Genomic DNA, 15,454 nt, shown 5'->3' on the forward strand with positions numbered 1-15,454 from the left:
GTAACCGTGGCGAAAGCATCGGACAGGACGGCGGAGCGCACGCAGCGGCTGCGCCAGGCGATGCAGAACCTGGACGCGGGTCACTTCGCGCAGGCCCGCGCGCTGGTCGAGCCGATGTGCGGCGACGGGCGGGCCGACGTCATCCTTGCCCATGCGCTGGCGGGCAGCGGCCGCGCGGCCAGGGCGGCGCGACTGCTATGCCGTCTGGCGCATGACAATCCGACGGCGCGTCATCCCGCGCAGGACATGATGACGCTTCTTTTGCGTCATTCGCGCATCGCGGAAATCGAGGCGACGCTGCACGCGACCCTGATGCAGACGCCCAACGATATCCGCCTGTATGACCTGCTGGGGGAATTCCTGCTGCTGCAGAACCGCATGACCGATGCGGTTGAAGTGCTGGTGGAAGGATGCAGGCGTCATCCCGCCGCCCTGCGGACCGGCAACCTGCTGGCGGTGACGCAGAATGAACTGGGACAGGCCCGCGACGCGCAGGCGCTGCTGCGCCACCTGCTGGAATATCATCCCCGCAGCGCGATGACGCATGCCAACCTCGCGCATATCCTGACCATCGACAACCAGATGGATCAGGCCCTGCATCATCACCAGCAGGCGCTGGCGCTGCGTCCCGATGACCCGCAGATCCACCTCAACCACGCCATGACCCTGCTCAAGGCCGGGCGGCATGCGCAGGGCTGGCCCGAATATGAATGGCGCCTGCGCATGCCGGGACGCCAGAAACACCCGTTTGAACGTCTTTTGCCAACGCTGGAGCAGAATACGGACCTGACGGGACAGCGCATCGTGGTCCTGTCAGAGGCAGGGCTGGGCGACATGCTGATGTATCTGCGCTTTGTCCCCGCGCTGATCCGGCGCGGCGCGCGCGTCACCCTTCAGCTTCCGCGTGAGATACTGCCCCTTGGCACGCGTATTTACGGGGTCGAACGGGTTATCGATCCGCTGCGCCCGCTGCCCGCGCATGACTGGCACTGCCCGTTCGGAAGCCTTGCGCGCGCGCTGGGCCGGACATCCGACATCATCGGGGCGCCGATACCCTACCTGTGGGCTGATCCGGAAAAAATCCTGCGATGGGAAGATTACATGCCACCGCGTCCGGGCCTGCGCGTCGGGATCGTCTGGGGTGGCGCCAGCCGACCGGGCGTGGCGCAAGCACAGGCCATCGACCGCAAGCGTTCGATGCATATTTCCCAGCTTGCGCCCCTGACCACGATAGGGGGGATCCATCTGGTCAACCTGCAACGTGGCCAGCATGCGCAGCAGATGGCGGACATGCCCGAGGGCATGCAGCTTTATGATCCCATGGATGACGTGCGCGACATGGATGATACCGCCGCGATCATCATGAACCTTGATATCGTCGTATCGGTCGATACGTCGGTCGTCCATCTTGCCGGCGCCCTGGGCAGACCGACCATCATGATGGACCGGTACGACAATTGCTGGCGATGGCAGTCCGGCCGCCATGACAGCCAGTGGTACCCGCAACTGCGTATCGTGCGCCAGTCGCGTCCGGGGGACTGGGAAGGCGTCGTGGCACAGGTTCGCGACCTGCTGGCAGCCGCCGCCGGCCATCCCTGAAAATCGTCGATTACGCCTGCGCCATCGCCGTCAGCAGGGGGGTTACGGCCTCGCGCGCCGCGCGCTCCGCCCCGGCGGGGTCCTGATTGCGGATCGCATCAAGGATCCTTACATGCGCCGCCAGCCCCGGTTCCGGCAGGGCGGGCTCCACCACGGCGGTATGGGTGCCGCGCCGCACCTCGGAGACGAAATAGCGATAAAGCTCGCTTAACGCCCTGTTATGCGATGCTTCTGCAATCGCAAGGTGAAAGGCCGTGTCACGCGCGACAAAAGCCTCCATATCCGTGCTGTCGGACACTTTTTCGCCCCGCGCCTCAAGCAGTTTTTCCAGACGCTTCAGGTCGCGCTCCGTCCGGCGCAGGGCGGCCAGGCGCGCGGCCTCGGCCTCCAGCACGACACGCAGCTCGAAATGATCGCGCAACCCTGACCGGCTGATGCGGTGCATCACATCGGCAGGGTCGGTCCGCGAACGGACATAGGTGCCATCACCCTGCCGCACCTCCAGCATGCCGGCATGGGACAGGACACGCACCGCCTCGCGCACGGTGTTGCGCCCGACCTGCAACAGCTGCGCCAGTTCCGTTTCCTTGGGAATGCGCTCGCCCAGCGCCCACTCCCCTTTCGCGACACGTTCGCGCATGACTGCGATGGCCTGTTCCACAAGGGAGTGTCGCGGAAGGGGAGGAAAAGAAGACATGGGCCGTTTCATATCCCAAAGATGACGCGTGGGACAGTCCGTCGCGCCCCGCGCGTCATCAGAGCCTCAGTCAAGGCGCACCGCGGGGCGGACAAACACGTCCAGCCAGTCCACCAGGCACGATATCATGCCACGGACAGGTCCGTAGAGTTCGAACTGGTGCTGGCGATAGAGCATCAGATGGACCAGCCGGGCGGAAAGGCCATGAAGCCACCCGCCACCAAAGACGGTGCCGCCGGGAAACGTGCCCCAGCCGTTATAGTCGCCCAGCGCGACCACCGCCCCCTTGTTATTGAACACGAACGGCGGCAGCGGACGCCCGTCCATCCATGCGGGCAGGTGACGCGCCAGATGGTGGGCCTGCTGCCGGGCGGCCTGCGCCGTGGGGGCCACCGGCTTTTCCGCGATGAAGGCACAATCCCCCATGGCGAAGACATTGTCGTCATCCATCACCTGAAGCGTGGGACGCACCTCAAGCTGTCCCGAACGCGAAAGCTTCATGCCCCCGAATTTCGTGGTCACGTCAGGGGCCTTCACCCCGGCGGCCCAGACACGCAGCGTGGCGGGCACACGGCTTCCGTCCTTGAGCATGAAGCCATTTTCGTCCGCGCCGCTGACCATGGCGGAGGTCTGCACGGTCACGCCGATGGCCTCCAGCTGCTTCATCGCGGCCTGCGATACCTTTTCGGGAAAGGCGGGCAGGATGCGCGGCCCGGCCTCCAGCAACGTGATCTTAAGCGCAGGGGGCTTTTCCCCGAAACTGTAAAGCGCGGCAAGGCCCAGGGCCTTGTGAAGTTCGGCGGCAAGCTGCGTTCCGGTCGCCCCGCCACCGACAATGGCGATGTCGAGTTCGCGGTGATAGGCAAACGCCTTGAGCAGTTCCATGCGGAAACGGTCGTTGAAGCCATTCGCATCGACAAGGTTGTCGATGAACATGCAGTGTTCGGCCACGCCCGGCGTCCCGAAATCATTGGCGCGGCTGCCAATGGACAGGATCACGGCATCATATTCCAGGCTGCGTTCCTCCAGGATCGTTTCCCCGTTGGGGTCGATCACCGGGGCAAGGGTAATGGTCCGGGCCTTGCGGTCCATGCCCGAAATCTCGCCGGGCCAGAAATCGAAATGATGGCGGCTGGCCTGCGACATGAAGCTGATGCGGTCATTTTCGTTCGCCGCCGTGCCCGCGGCAAAGCAGTGGAGCATCGGCTTCCACACATGGGCGAAGCTTTTATCCACGAGGGTAATTTCCGCGCGTCCCGATTTCCCGACCGTCTTGCCCAGGCGTGTGGCCAGCGCCAGCCCCGCGACACCCCCGCCAACAATCACGATCCGAAACTTCTGCGCCATCTTGCTCTGCTCCAACCCGTTCGCACGACATGCGGGACGCCCTGGCGATACCCGATGTCTATATTCTGTCACCATCACACTCAGGCATGGCCGTTCCCGTCTGGACACACCCTATTGCAAAATGCGCCATCGACAATGCCACGTCCCACGGCACGGCGAAGGTTATACCCCATTCCCCTTGACAAAAATCAAAAAACGGCGCGCGAAGACGGCCATATCGGCCCCGGTACGCGGCCTGCGTCGCGTGGCTGCCGGCAGGTGGCGCACAATATCTTTATCCATGCCGGAGCGGCGCGTGCACACGTACAATGCGTGATATGCCAATCGTCGATATGCCCCCGCGCCATGACAGGAAAGCCGTGACAGGGAAAGCGGAAATGACCACGTCACCGATGTCTCTCCTCGATAACCTTCTCCCCCATTACCAGTTTCAGGAATGTCACCGGATCGCCATCCGCGCGCCCGCCGCTGCCATCATGCGCAGCATCCGCGCCTATCGCGCCCTCCATGATCCGCTGATCCGGCTGGCGATCGGCCTGCGCGAAGGTCCGGCCCGGCTTTTGGGGCGCAGGCCCGGCCCGATGCTCGATCTGGACGATTTCACCATCCTGGGCCGCGAAGGAGAGCGGGAAATCGTTTTCGGCCTGATGGGCGCGTTCTGGAAAGCCGATTACGGGCTGGTCCCGCTGTCATCGGCCGCCTGCTTTCATGAAAGCCATCATCCCGGCCTGTGCAGGCTGGCCATGGGGTTCGCCATCGCGCCCCTTTCCGGCGATATCCGCCGGGTTACGACACGGACCCGCGTCTTCTGCCCGACCCCGGCATCGCAGCGGCGCTTCGCACCTTACTGGTACGCCATCCGTCCCGTCAGCGGCCTGATCCGGCGCCGGATGCTGGGGCGCATCCGTGCGATGGCGCAAAGGCCGTCCCCCTCCTGAACTGAGGTCTGCGATGCGCCGGCACGGCAGGAAATGGCCTGACCTTTGATAAGGTATAATGTTTACGTGCGATAATATATTGGCCTTTTTAGCGGAAATGACCCCTTCGCCGTCCCGTCATGACAAAAAAACCGGGATCACATGCCCGGAATGTCGCCTCCCCTGCCCGCGTCAGGGTGCCTCGTCATCCGATGACCCACCCGCCACATGCAGTTGCACATTGCCTGCCTTGAGGATCTGGCGGATCCGTGCGGAGGGTTCACGGTCGGTGAAAAAACCATGGATATTGGACAGGTGCCCCAGCCGCCCCATCGGACGGCGGCCGAATTTGCCCTGATCGGCCAGCAGGAACACCTTGCGCGCATTGCGCATCATCGCCTGCGCGACATTGATTTCATCGGCGTCAAAATCCAGCAGGGTGCCATCTTCCTCGATCCCGCTTATGCCGATGACGGCAAAATCCGTCCTGTACTGGTCAATGGACGTGCTTGCGGTCGATCCGGTAATGCCGCCGTCGGAAAACCTGACCTGTCCCCCCGTCACGATGACCTGGAAATCGGTCCGCGACGACAGGGTGGAGGCCACGTGCAGATTGTTCGTGATGACCCGCAGGGCCTTGTGCCGGCGCAATGCCTGGGCAAAGGCCTCGGTCGTGGTGCCGATACTGATGAACAGGGAGGAATTGTCGGGAATGGCGCGCGCCGCGATGCGCCCGATCGCCTCCTTGGCATTGCGGTTCAGGACCTGCCGTTCCGCATAGGCGATATTTTCAACCGAGGACGCCAGCCCCGCCCCGCCATGATGGCGGGTCACCAGTCCCTGTCGCGCCAGGGCATTGACATCCCGCCGGATGGTCTGCACCGCTACATTCAGCCGCTGGGCCAGATCCTCGTTCGAGACGTACCCCTGCAGACGCACCAGTTCCATGATTTCGCGGTGTCGTTCCTCCGCCGATACGCTGGCCATATGTTCCTGATCCTGCCCCTGCCACATCATTCCCGGCACACGATCCCGCGCCGGCGCAAGTGCAACCTACTGCAATTGGGGAACACGCAAAACCACGGGCGCAAGGATGACGGAGGAAGGGCGCGCACCTCCCCCCGTTTCACTCATTGCATCAGGAAGAAGCGGCAAGCGTCTTTCCCGTCGCCCCCAGGTCGGCGAATGTCTTGTCCAGACGGGCCACGATGCCGCATTCGCCCATGCGCAGCCATTTGCGCGGGTCATAAATCTTCTTCAGCGGTTTGCCGGTCGATGGGGAAATCTGGTGGCGGAATGCCTCGGAATGTTCCAGCACGTATCCGCCCACGCTTTCGGCAAAGGCGAACTGAATGTCCGTATCGATGTTCATCTTGAACACGCCGTAGGAAACCGCCTCCGCGATCTGGCGCTGTTCCGAACCGGACCCCCCATGGAAGACGAGTGCGAGCGGGCGTTCCCCCTGCCCCGTCGCCTCCGACACGGCCTGTTGCGAATGCAGCAGGATTTCGGGGCGCAGTTTGACATTACCGGGGGCATAGACCCCATGCACGTTGCCAAATGACGCCGCGATCGTCACGAATCCCAGCGGGGACAGTTCGTTATAGGCACGCAGCACGTCCGCCGGCTGGGTATAGAGGTGGGCATTGTCGGCGCCATCATCCAGATCGTGACCGATCCCGTCCTCTTCCCCGCCGGTCACGCCAAGCTCGATTTCCAGGCCGATCCCCAAGGGCGCCATGCGGCGCAGGAAGCGGGCGCATTCCGCGATGTTTTCCTCCAGCGGTTCTGCCGAAAGATCGATCATGTGCGACGAAAACAGCGGACGGCCGGTTTCACGCACCGCGATTTCGCTTTCATCAATCAGACCCGACACCCATGGCAGCAGTTTCCGGTCGGCGTGATCCGTGTGCAGGATCACGCAGATGCCGTATTCCGCTGCAAGCGTATGCACATGCCGCGCCGCCGCGACCGCGCCGAGGATACGCGCACGGTTCTGGTCCTTCATCCCTTCGCCCGCGTAAAAGCGCGCGCCACCATTCGACAGCTGGATGATGACATCCGAACGGTTGCGGGCCGCCGCCTCCATTACGGCATTGATGCTGTCGGTTCCGACGACATTGACCGCAGGCAGGGCATATCCCTCGCTACAGCATGTCGCGACCAGCCTGCGGTAATCCGCGCCCGTGACGACACCGGGGGACAGGGATGCGCGCGCGGATACGGGACGTTCCTGATTTGTCATGATCGAACCAGCCTTTCGTGGTTTTTGTTTTTATCGCCAGGTCTTGGTGGAATAATCGTGATGTCCTTCGACAAAACGCAGGGTGCCGGATTTTGAACGCATGACCAGCGAATGGGTGATCGTCCATCCGTTGCTCTGCCTGATGCCGCGCAGCAACGTGCCGCCCGTGACGCCCGTCGCGGAAAACAGCACGTCGCCGCTTGCGATATCCGTCAGGTCCAGCTTGCGCGACGGATCGGCGCCGGGGTTCATTTCCTTCGCGCGGGTGATCTGGCTTTCATCCTCGAACAGCAGGCGGCCCTGCATCTGCCCGTGCACGCAGCGCACCGCCGCGGCGGCCAGAACGCCCTCGGGCGCGCCGCCCGACCCCAGATAGATATCGACTTCGTTTTCCTCCAGGCACGCCGCGATGGCCGCCGCGACATCCCCGTCGCTGAGCAGCGTCACGCGCGCCCCCATCGCACGCGCGCGACCGATGATCTCCTCATGGCGCGGACGATCCAGCGTGCACAGCATCAGGTCGCGGATATCCTTGTCCTTCGCCCTGGCAAGGGCCTTCAGGTTGGCTTCCACGCTGGCGTCAAGGTCCACGACATTCTCGGGCAGGTTGGGGCCGACCACGATCTTGTCCATATAGATGTCGGGCGCGTGCAGGAAATGCCCCTCTTCCGCCAGGGCCACCACCGTCAGCGCATTGGGCAGGTTCTTGGCGCACAGGTTGGTGCCCTCCAGCGGATCGACGGCAATGTCCATCGCCGGGCCGCCCGCGCCGACATGTTCCCCGATGAACAGCATCGGGGCCTCGTCCATCTCGCCCTCGCCAATGACGACGGTGCCGTTGATCGCCACGGTGTCAAACGCGCGGCGCATTGCCTCGACCGCTGCGCCGTCGGCCTCGTTCTTCTTTCCGCGCCCGGTCCAGGCGGATGCCGCAACCGCCGCCGCCTCCGTCACGCGCACCAGTTCGAGGGCAAGGTTACGGTCGGTGACCTGATAGGGGGTCGGCGTGACGGTCATGTAACAATCCTTCCTGTAGGGTTCTTATCGTCGTTCAAGAGGCAACAGTACTGGTCAGGGTACGCTTCACGGCCTGATGCCATCCCCGGACCAGCACATCGCGCTGATCGGCGGGCATCAACGGCTGGAACAGACGCCCCCGCGTCCAGGTTCCGGCCAGTTCGGGAATACTGTCCCATACCCCGACGGCAAGTCCCGCAAGGAATGCCGCCCCGAGCGCCGTCGTTTCCACCTGCCGGGGACGTTCCACCGGAGTCTGGAGCATATCCGCCAGAAACTGGCAGAACCAGTCATTGACCGACATTCCCCCATCAACACGTAGCGCGCTGAGCTTGCCGCCGCCGTCCTCGAACATGGCGCCAACCAGATCAAGGGTCTGGTACGCCACGGATTCCAGCGCCGCGCGCGCGATATGCGCCGCCGTCGCATCCAGCGTCAGCCCGCAGATCAGGCCACGCGCGTCGGGATCCCAGTGCGGCGCGCCCAGCCCGACGAAACCCGGCACCATGTAGACGCCGTGGCTGTGCGGCACGCGGGTGGCCATGTCGTCCGTCTGGGACGCATGGGTAATCAGGTTCAGGCCGTCACGCAGCCAGCGTATCGCCGCCCCCGCCACGAAAATCGAACCTTCGAGTGCATAGGTCGTCGTATCACCGATGCGATAACCGATGGTCGTCAGCATCCGGTTGTTCGACATGACCGGGCGATCCCCGGTATTGAGCAGGGCGAAACACCCCGTGCCGTACGTCGCCTTGGCCATTCCCGGCGCGAAGCAGGCCTGCCCCACCAGCGCCGCGTTCTGGTCCCCCGCCATGCCCGCCACCATGATCGGGCACCCGAACAGTTCCGGATCGGTTTCGCCGAACGGTTCGCTGTTGCCCTGTATGCGCGGCAGGATCGCGGCGGGGACGTGGAACAGGTCCAGCAGGTCCCTGTCCCACGTCCCGGTATGGATGTTGAACAGCAGGGTGCGCGCGGCGTTGGTGATGTCGGTCGCATGCACCCGCCCGCCCGTCAGGCGCCACAGCAGGAAACTGTCGATCGTGCCGCATGCCAGTTCCCCGGCCTCCGCCCGCTTGCGGGCGCCGGGGACGTTGTCGAGAATCCATGCAAGCTTGGTCGCGGAAAAGTACGGATCCAGCAGCAGGCCGGTCCGCTCACGCACCAGTGACTCATGCCCTTCCTGACGCATACGTGCGCACTGCGCCGTGGTGCGGCGGTCCTGCCACACGATGGCGCGATGGATGGGTTCGCCCGTCCTGCGGTCCCATACGACAATGGTCTCGCGCTGGTTGGTGATGCCGATGGCCGCGATCTGCTCCGCGCCGCCCACCTGCTCCATCGCCTCGCGCGCGGTGGAGACGACATTGCCCCAGATCTCGACCGGGTCATGTTCGACCCAGCCCTGATCGGGATAATGCTGCTGGAATTCAACATGCGCCGTGGCAAGTGCCGCGGTGTCACGGTTGAACACGATGCTGCGTGTCGATGTCGTACCCTGGTCAATGGCCAGAATTTTGTTTTTCTTGTTCATTGTCGTTTCCTGTCCCATCAGGATCGAGATATCGATAGCACGGCTTGCATGGCCGCAATGAAATGGATCAACGCGCCTGACGCTGCCGGATATAGGCGTCGAGGCGGGCCGCATCCTCGTCAGTTACATGCAGCCCCATGCGCGAACGCCGCCACAGGATGTCCTCCACCGTTTCGGCGCGTTCATGGTCCATCAGGTAATCGATTTCGCGTGCCGTCAGGCCACCGCCAAAACCTTCCCCCATGTCGGCCGCCGATTTCGCGTCGCCCACGATATCCATCGCGCACGACCCGTAATTGCGCACCAGACGCCAGTGCTGGCTGGCGTCGAGGAAGGGCGTCGCCCGCGCGAAACGCGCCAGCGCGCCATCGAACCCGCCCGCGCCCAGGTCACCGCCCGGCAGCACGCGATCGGCCGTCCACCCCGCCGCCGACAGAACCGGCAGGAAAGGCCGCAGCTTTTCCAGCGCATGTTCGGCAAGGCGGCGATAGGTCGTGATCTTGCCCCCGAAAATCGACAGCAGCGGCGCCTGCCCGTTGGCCGCGTCGATATCAAGGACATAATCGCGCGTCACGGCCGAGGCATTTTTCGACGCATCGTCATAAAGCGGCCGCACCCCGGCATAGCTCCAGACCACGTCGTCGGGGGTCACCGGTTTCTTGAAATAGCGGCTGACGCTTTCACACAGGTAGCGGATTTCCTCGGGCGAGATCTCGACCCGGCCCGGCGCCTGGGTCCACGGCACGTCGGTCGTGCCGATCAGGGTGAATTTCTGCTCGTACGGTATGGCGAACACGATCCGCTTGTCAGGGTTCTGCAGGATATAGGCCTGCTCCCCGTCAAACATGCGCGGCACGACGATATGGCTGCCCTTGACCAGGCGGACATGCTTGTCGGTCTGGATGCGGGCGCGGTCACGCAGGATTTCGCTGACCCACGGGCCGCCGGCATTGACCAGGACGCGGGCACGCACGGTTTCGCGCGAACCGTCGCGCACATTCTCGATCACCGCCGACCATACGCCATTGGTGCGCTGCGCGCTGACCATGCGGGTGCGGGTGCGGACATCCGCGCCACGGGCCACCGCGTCCATGGCATTGAGCACCACAAGCCGGCTGTCCTGCACCCATCCGTCGGAATAGGCGAATCCCTTGACGCATGTCCCGTTCAGCGGGGCGCCGACGGGGCTGGTGGCGAAGTTCACCGACTTCGACTTTGGCAGGGTCATGTGCCCGGCCAGGTGGTCGTACAGGAACAGCCCCATCCGCAGCATCCACGCCGGTCGCGCCTGCGGGGCATAGGGCAGGATGAAACGCATCGGCCAGATGATGTGCGGCGCAATGCGCAGCAGCCGCTCACGCTCGATCAGGGCCTCGCGCACCAGCCGGAATTCATAATATTCCAGATAGCGCAGGCCGCCGTGAATCAGCTTGGTGCTGGCGGACGAGGTATGACTTGCGAAGTCATCCTGCTCCACCAGCAGGACGGAGGCACCCCGGCCCACCGCATCGCGCGCGATGCCGGCGCCGTTTATGCCCCCGCCCACAACCAGCATATCGACCGTCTTGCCATTGTCGCGTGGCATCTGGGACGATGGCTGGGACGTTTCATCCATGGACAGCATGTGCGTAATTCCTCCTGAAATGTTCGTAAACGAACATGTTTGGGTTTTCAATATGCCTTCTGCACTTATTCCATCGACAGGAACCAGGGGAAAGAATTCGGAAAGTCCATTCCATACAAACCATTTCTGGCGGAAATCCGTCATCCGATGCCATATCCCATGCCACCACGAATTGCGCGGTATCGCACATCTTCCTGTTGCGACAGCATCCGCAATTCCCATGGTGCAATGCACAAAATACTTTATTGTAATACGTTAGTTACCGGTTTTGTTTGCTGCATAAAATTTTTTATAATGTTGCCGTCAAATTGTACCCGACCCACTGAAAATAATCATTTTGAAGCGACGCATGTTCGTTTAAGAACATACCAGATCGCAAAGATCGGGGCTCAAGGGCCGATAACGGCCTGTTTCCATTGACCGAACAAAAAAGAACAAAGCAGGTCCGATGTTCATAAACAGACAATTCTTCGGGGAGCTGATCTCCGAATGCCTCGCCGTCATGATTATCGTGCTGATCGGCGATTCCGTTGCCGCCATGTACACGCTGTATGATCCCAGCCCGTACAAGCTGTCCTACTGGGGCGTGTGCATCGTATGGGGTCTGGGGGTCACGATCGCCATCTACATCACCGGCAGCGTATCGGGCACCCACGCGAACCCGGCGGTTTCCGTGTCGCTGGCGCTGTATCGCGGATTCCCGTGGCGCAAGGTGCTGCCCTATTGCGGGGCGCAGGTCCTGGGGGGAATGATTGGCGCGATGCTGGTCTATGTCATGTACCAGCCGGTGATCGACCATTACAACCTGGCGCATCACCTTGACCGGGCCAGCGATGGCGGGGCGGCGGGTGTCTTTTTCACCCATCCGGGGGAATTCGTGACGCCCATGCATGCCCTGCTGGATGAAACCATCCTGACGGCGCTGCTGCTGTTCGGCATCTTTGCCGTGACGTGCGAATACAACACGCAGGCCCCGCAGGCGAATTCCAGCGCCCTGATCATCGGCCTGCTTGTCGCGTCCATCGGGGCGTGCGCGGGTTATCTGGAAAGCTGGGCCATCAATCCGGCGCGTGATTTCGGCCCCCGTCTGTTCTGCTTTCTGGGCGGATGGAAATATTCCGCCCTTCCGGGACCCGACGGTTTCTGGTGGGTGCCCATTGTCGGCCCGCTGTGCGGGGGCGTGATCGGCGCCGGGGCCTACCAGTTCCTGGTGCGTCCCTTCATTCCCCGTCCCACCCCGGAAATCCCGGTGGTTCACAAGGCCACGGTCCGCGAGGATATCGCCCCCCTGCCCGTAACAGGGACCACCGGGCAGGAGGCCTGAAAAGGTCGCTCCAACAGCAGACAGGCCGGGCAGTCCAATGCCCGGCCTGTTGTGCGATTCGCGGTTCAGGACAGTTTGCGGATGACGGTCCTGATGGCGAAATTGCTCTGGATACGGGCAACACCCGGCATGCGTGACAGCTCCTCCTTGTGGATGCGTTCATAATCGGCCGTGTCGCGGGCCTCCACCCGCAGCAGGTAATCCGCATCCCCCGTCATCAGGTAACATTCGCGCACGTCGGGGCATTCGCGGACCCGTGCCTCAAAACGGCGCTGGCATTCATCGGTCTGCCGTTCCAGGGTGATCTGCACGATCACGGTCGTCATGCCATGAACCGAACGTTCGTCGATCATGGCGCGATATCCGCAGATAACCCCCTGATTTTCCAAAAGCCTGACACGACGCAGGCAGGCCGAGGGCGACAGCCCCACCTTCTGCGCCAGCTCCGCGTTCGTCATCCGTCCGTCATGGGACAGATGACGCAGGATGGCATCATTCACCCGGTCCACGATCATGATACAATATTCCGCCATTATGCGCATTTTCTTGCGCGACAGAAGAATGTGTTAGCATCTTCTGCCATTGAATGGCAGGACATTTCATTTCGATCCAACATAGGATTTTCCATGCCTTCCCCCATGCCGGAACCTGTGCCCGTGTCGATACCATCCCCCGCCAGCACACCCGCCCCCAGCGCATCCACCCCCAGCACGTCCACCCACTGGCCGCGTCACCGCGCGGGCGCCAGCCTGAGAATCGACCTTGGCGCGATTGCCGACAATTACCGCCTGCTCCGCCAGAAGGTCGGGGCGGGGACGACATGCGCGGCGGTGGTGAAGGCGGATGCCTACGGGCTGGGTCTGGCGCAGGTCGCGCCGGCGCTGGAACGTGCGGGGGCGGATCATTTCTATGTCGCGCACCTGGAGGAAGGACTCGCCCTGCGGCGCCATGTCGCCCCGACGGCGCGGATCTTTGTCCTTCATGGTCCCCTGCCGGAAACGGAAGAGGAATTCGTGGCGCACGGCCTGACACCCGTCCTCAATTCCATGGAACAGATCGCGGGCTGGCGCGAACTGGCGCGGCGTGAGGGCCGGATCCTGCCTGCGGTCATCCAGCTTGACACCGGCATGTCGCGCTTCGGGCTTTCGATGTCCGACGTGCGCGCCATCGCGGATGATGCCACCGTGCTGCAGGGCATCGATCCCTGCCTGATCATCAGCCACCTTGCCTGCGCCGACACGCCGGACAATCCCGCCAACGCGCAGCAGCGCGCGCAGCTGATCCGCATGGCGGCACTGCTGCCCCCGGCCCCGCTGGCGCTGTCGGCATCATCGGGGATTTTCCTTGGCCCCGACTACCACTTTGACATGGTCCGCCCGGGTGCGGCCCTGTATGGCATCGCGCCCAACGAAACCGCGCCCAACCCGCTGCGCCCCGTCGTGAAGCTGAGCGCGCGCATCCTGCAGATCCGTGACATCGCGCCGGGCGATGGCGTGGGATACGGCCTGACCTATCGCGCGACGCGCCCACGGCGCATTGCCACGATAGGGGCCGGATATGCCGACGGATGCCTGCGACAGGGCGCGGGCCATGGGGCGGCATGGTTCGGGGACACACGCCTGCCGATCCTGGGCCGCATTTCCATGGATTCCATCACCATCGACATCACGGACGTACCTGCGGGGCAACTGGCACCCGACATGGCGGTGGACCTGCTGGGTCCCCATCATAGCGTCGATGCTGCGGCGCGCGCCGCCGGCACGATCGGGTACGAGATCCTGACTTCCCTCGGCCATCGCTATCACCGCACCTATGTCGCCGGGGGCTGAGGCCTGTCTTCATCATCTTTTGCACGAAAGCATAAGCGCAATGAAAATCATCGTTCTGGGTAGCGGTGTCGTCGGCGTCACATCGGCGTGGTATCTGGCACAGGCAGGCCACGAGGTCACGGTCGTCGACCGTCAGCCCGCCGCAGGCCTGGAAACCAGTTTTGCCAATGCGGGGCAGGTTTCGCCGGGATATTCCGCCCCGTGGGCCGGGCCGGGCGTGCCGCTGAAATCCATTCAGTGGCTTCTGATGAAATACCGTCCCTTCGTGTTCTGGCCGATGCCCGACCCGCACCTGTGGTCGTGGCTGCTCAAGATGCTCGAAAACTGCACGACCGCCGCGTATGACCGCAACAAGGGACGGATGGTGCGTCTGGCGGAATACAGCCGCGATGTCATGCGCGACCTGCGCGCCAGCACGGGCATTACCTATGACGACCGTCAGCAGGGCACGCTGCAGGTATTCCGCACGCAAAAGCAGGTGGACGCCGCCGCCAAGGATATCAGCGTGCTTGAACAGTACAAGGTCGGGTACGAGGTGCTGGACGCGGCCGGATGCATCGCAGCCGAGCCCGGCCTGGCGAGCGCGCGTGACAAGATCGTGGGCGGCCTGCGACTGCCGGGGGACGAAACCGGCGATGCGTTCAAGTTCACCCAGACCCTTGCGGCCATGGCGGCAAAGGCTGGCGTCGAATTTCTCTATGACACGCAGATCCGCGCCCTGCATGCCGATGGCGGAAAAATTACGGGCGTGCAGACGAGCCGGGGCAAGCTGACGGCGGATTCCTATGTCCTGTCCCTTGGCAGCTATTCCCCGGCGCTTGTGCGCTCCCTCGGGCTGGATCTGCCGATTTACCCGGTCAAGGGATATTCCATCACCGCGCCGATCATCAACGAGGACCGCGCGCCGGTTTCCACCATCATGGACGAAACGTTCAAGATCGGCATCACCCGCCTGGGGTCGCGCACCCGCGTCGGGGGCACCGCCGAACTGGCCGGGTTCAGCAAGCGCCTGCGCAAGCCCCGGCGCGAAACGCTTGAGCACTCGCTGACCGATCTTTTCCCCGGCGGCAACAACCTGTCGGAGGCAACGTTCTGGACCGGCCTGCGTCCCATGACACCCGATGGCACCCCCATCATCGGGCGCACGCGCTACGACAACCTGTTCCTCAATACCGGGCATGGCACGCTGGGCTGGACCATGGCCTGCGGATCGGGCCGTGTGCTGGCGGACATCATGTCGGGACGCATGCCCGAAATCCCGCATGAAGATCTCGGGCTGGTGCGCTACGGACACTGACCATACCTTCCGGCAGGCGGGGCT

Annotated in this window: 13 protein-coding genes; 5 read left to right on the forward strand and 8 right to left on the reverse strand. The window is 63.2% G+C overall.

The features are described 5' to 3' along the window. Nucleotides 1–6: 6 nt before the first annotated feature. Nucleotides 7–1,599 carry a glycosyltransferase family 9 protein gene (locus CFR71_RS10085; RefSeq protein ID WP_239020350.1) on the forward strand — a complete coding sequence of 531 codons (1,593 nt, stop codon included), beginning with the start codon at nucleotides 7–9 and terminating at the stop codon, nucleotides 1,597–1,599. A 10-nt stretch (nucleotides 1,600–1,609) separates the two neighbouring features. On the opposite strand, the gene CFR71_RS10090 is transcribed toward CFR71_RS10085, so the two are convergent. Continuing rightward, complete coding sequence (locus CFR71_RS10090) at nucleotides 1,610–2,296, reverse strand: FadR/GntR family transcriptional regulator (RefSeq protein WP_239019291.1); 687 nt, start codon at nucleotides 2,294–2,296, stop codon at nucleotides 1,610–1,612. A gap of 66 nt (nucleotides 2,297–2,362) precedes the next feature. Continuing rightward, nucleotides 2,363–3,643, reverse strand: coding sequence for an NAD(P)/FAD-dependent oxidoreductase (locus CFR71_RS10095; RefSeq protein WP_110530711.1), 1,281 nt, complete (start codon nucleotides 3,641–3,643; stop codon nucleotides 2,363–2,365). Between the two features lie 377 nt (nucleotides 3,644–4,020). On the opposite strand from CFR71_RS10095, the gene CFR71_RS10100 reads away from it, so the two are divergent. Continuing rightward, nucleotides 4,021–4,581 (forward strand): hypothetical protein, encoded by a 561-nt coding sequence (locus tag CFR71_RS10100; protein ID WP_110530792.1) that lies wholly within the window; start codon nucleotides 4,021–4,023, stop codon nucleotides 4,579–4,581. A gap of 171 nt (nucleotides 4,582–4,752) precedes the next feature. Here the strand turns inward: CFR71_RS10100 and CFR71_RS10105 are convergent, their stop codons facing one another. The 5 genes from CFR71_RS10105 to glpD form a co-directional block, all read right to left on the reverse strand. Next, complete coding sequence (locus CFR71_RS10105) at nucleotides 4,753–5,547, reverse strand: DeoR/GlpR family DNA-binding transcription regulator (RefSeq protein WP_110530793.1); 795 nt, start codon at nucleotides 5,545–5,547, stop codon at nucleotides 4,753–4,755. 151 nt (nucleotides 5,548–5,698) lie between these two features. Further along, complete coding sequence (fbaA, locus tag CFR71_RS10110) at nucleotides 5,699–6,805, reverse strand: class II fructose-bisphosphate aldolase (protein ID WP_110530713.1); 1,107 nt, start codon at nucleotides 6,803–6,805, stop codon at nucleotides 5,699–5,701. A gap of 30 nt (nucleotides 6,806–6,835) precedes the next feature. Next, nucleotides 6,836–7,822 (reverse strand): class II fructose-bisphosphatase, encoded by a 987-nt coding sequence (glpX, locus tag CFR71_RS10115; protein WP_110530715.1) that lies wholly within the window; start codon nucleotides 7,820–7,822, stop codon nucleotides 6,836–6,838. A 34-nt stretch (nucleotides 7,823–7,856) separates the two neighbouring features. Continuing rightward, entirely contained in the window at nucleotides 7,857–9,356 is a 1,500-nt protein-coding gene (gene glpK, locus CFR71_RS10120; protein WP_110530717.1) for a glycerol kinase GlpK, read from the reverse strand. Between the two features lie 67 nt (nucleotides 9,357–9,423). Beyond that, nucleotides 9,424–10,980 (reverse strand): glycerol-3-phosphate dehydrogenase, encoded by a 1,557-nt coding sequence (gene glpD / locus CFR71_RS10125; RefSeq protein ID WP_207781364.1) that lies wholly within the window; start codon nucleotides 10,978–10,980, stop codon nucleotides 9,424–9,426. Between the two features lie 448 nt (nucleotides 10,981–11,428). On the opposite strand from glpD, the gene CFR71_RS10130 reads away from it, so the two are divergent. Further along, a complete protein-coding gene (locus CFR71_RS10130) occupies nucleotides 11,429–12,304 on the forward strand; it encodes an MIP/aquaporin family protein (RefSeq protein ID WP_239019290.1) in 876 nt (291 codons plus the stop codon). 65 nt (nucleotides 12,305–12,369) lie between these two features. Here the strand turns inward: CFR71_RS10130 and CFR71_RS10135 are convergent, their stop codons facing one another. Continuing rightward, on the reverse strand, nucleotides 12,370–12,819 hold the full coding sequence (locus CFR71_RS10135) for an Lrp/AsnC family transcriptional regulator (RefSeq protein WP_110530719.1): 450 nt from the start codon (nucleotides 12,817–12,819) through the stop codon (nucleotides 12,370–12,372). 111 nt (nucleotides 12,820–12,930) lie between these two features. Between CFR71_RS10135 and alr the strand changes: the two genes are divergently transcribed. Both alr and CFR71_RS10145 read left to right on the forward strand, forming a co-directional pair. Then, on the forward strand, nucleotides 12,931–14,133 hold the full coding sequence (gene alr, locus CFR71_RS10140; RefSeq protein ID WP_110530797.1) for an alanine racemase: 1,203 nt from the start codon (nucleotides 12,931–12,933) through the stop codon (nucleotides 14,131–14,133). Between the two features lie 40 nt (nucleotides 14,134–14,173). Beyond that, on the forward strand, nucleotides 14,174–15,430 hold the full coding sequence (locus tag CFR71_RS10145) for a D-amino acid dehydrogenase (RefSeq protein WP_110530799.1): 1,257 nt from the start codon (nucleotides 14,174–14,176) through the stop codon (nucleotides 15,428–15,430). Nucleotides 15,431–15,454 lie beyond the last annotated feature (24 nt).

The organism is Novacetimonas pomaceti (assembly GCF_003207955.1).
GTDB lineage: Bacteria > Pseudomonadota > Alphaproteobacteria > Acetobacterales > Acetobacteraceae > Novacetimonas > Novacetimonas pomaceti.

Coding starts and splice junctions, on each gene's coding strand:
- CFR71_RS10090 (WP_239019291.1), bottom strand. CDS start 2,296: ATGTCTTCTTTTCCTCCCCTTCCGCGACACTCCCTTGTGGAACAGGCC.
- CFR71_RS10095 (WP_110530711.1), bottom strand. CDS start 3,643: ATGGCGCAGAAGTTTCGGATCGTGATTGTTGGCGGGGGTGTCGCGGGG.
- CFR71_RS10100 (WP_110530792.1), top strand. CDS start 4,021: ATGACCACGTCACCGATGTCTCTCCTCGATAACCTTCTCCCCCATTAC.
- CFR71_RS10105 (WP_110530793.1), bottom strand. CDS start 5,547: ATGGCCAGCGTATCGGCGGAGGAACGACACCGCGAAATCATGGAACTG.
- fbaA (WP_110530713.1), bottom strand. CDS start 6,805: ATGACAAATCAGGAACGTCCCGTATCCGCGCGCGCATCCCTGTCCCCC.
- glpX (WP_110530715.1), bottom strand. CDS start 7,822: ATGACCGTCACGCCGACCCCCTATCAGGTCACCGACCGTAACCTTGCC.
- glpK (WP_110530717.1), bottom strand. CDS start 9,356: ATGAACAAGAAAAACAAAATTCTGGCCATTGACCAGGGTACGACATCG.
- glpD (WP_207781364.1), bottom strand. CDS start 10,980: ATGCTGTCCATGGATGAAACGTCCCAGCCATCGTCCCAGATGCCACGC.
- CFR71_RS10130 (WP_239019290.1), top strand. CDS start 11,429: ATGTTCATAAACAGACAATTCTTCGGGGAGCTGATCTCCGAATGCCTC.
- CFR71_RS10135 (WP_110530719.1), bottom strand. CDS start 12,819: ATGATCGTGGACCGGGTGAATGATGCCATCCTGCGTCATCTGTCCCAT.
- alr (WP_110530797.1), top strand. CDS start 12,931: ATGCCTTCCCCCATGCCGGAACCTGTGCCCGTGTCGATACCATCCCCC.
- CFR71_RS10145 (WP_110530799.1), top strand. CDS start 14,174: ATGAAAATCATCGTTCTGGGTAGCGGTGTCGTCGGCGTCACATCGGCG.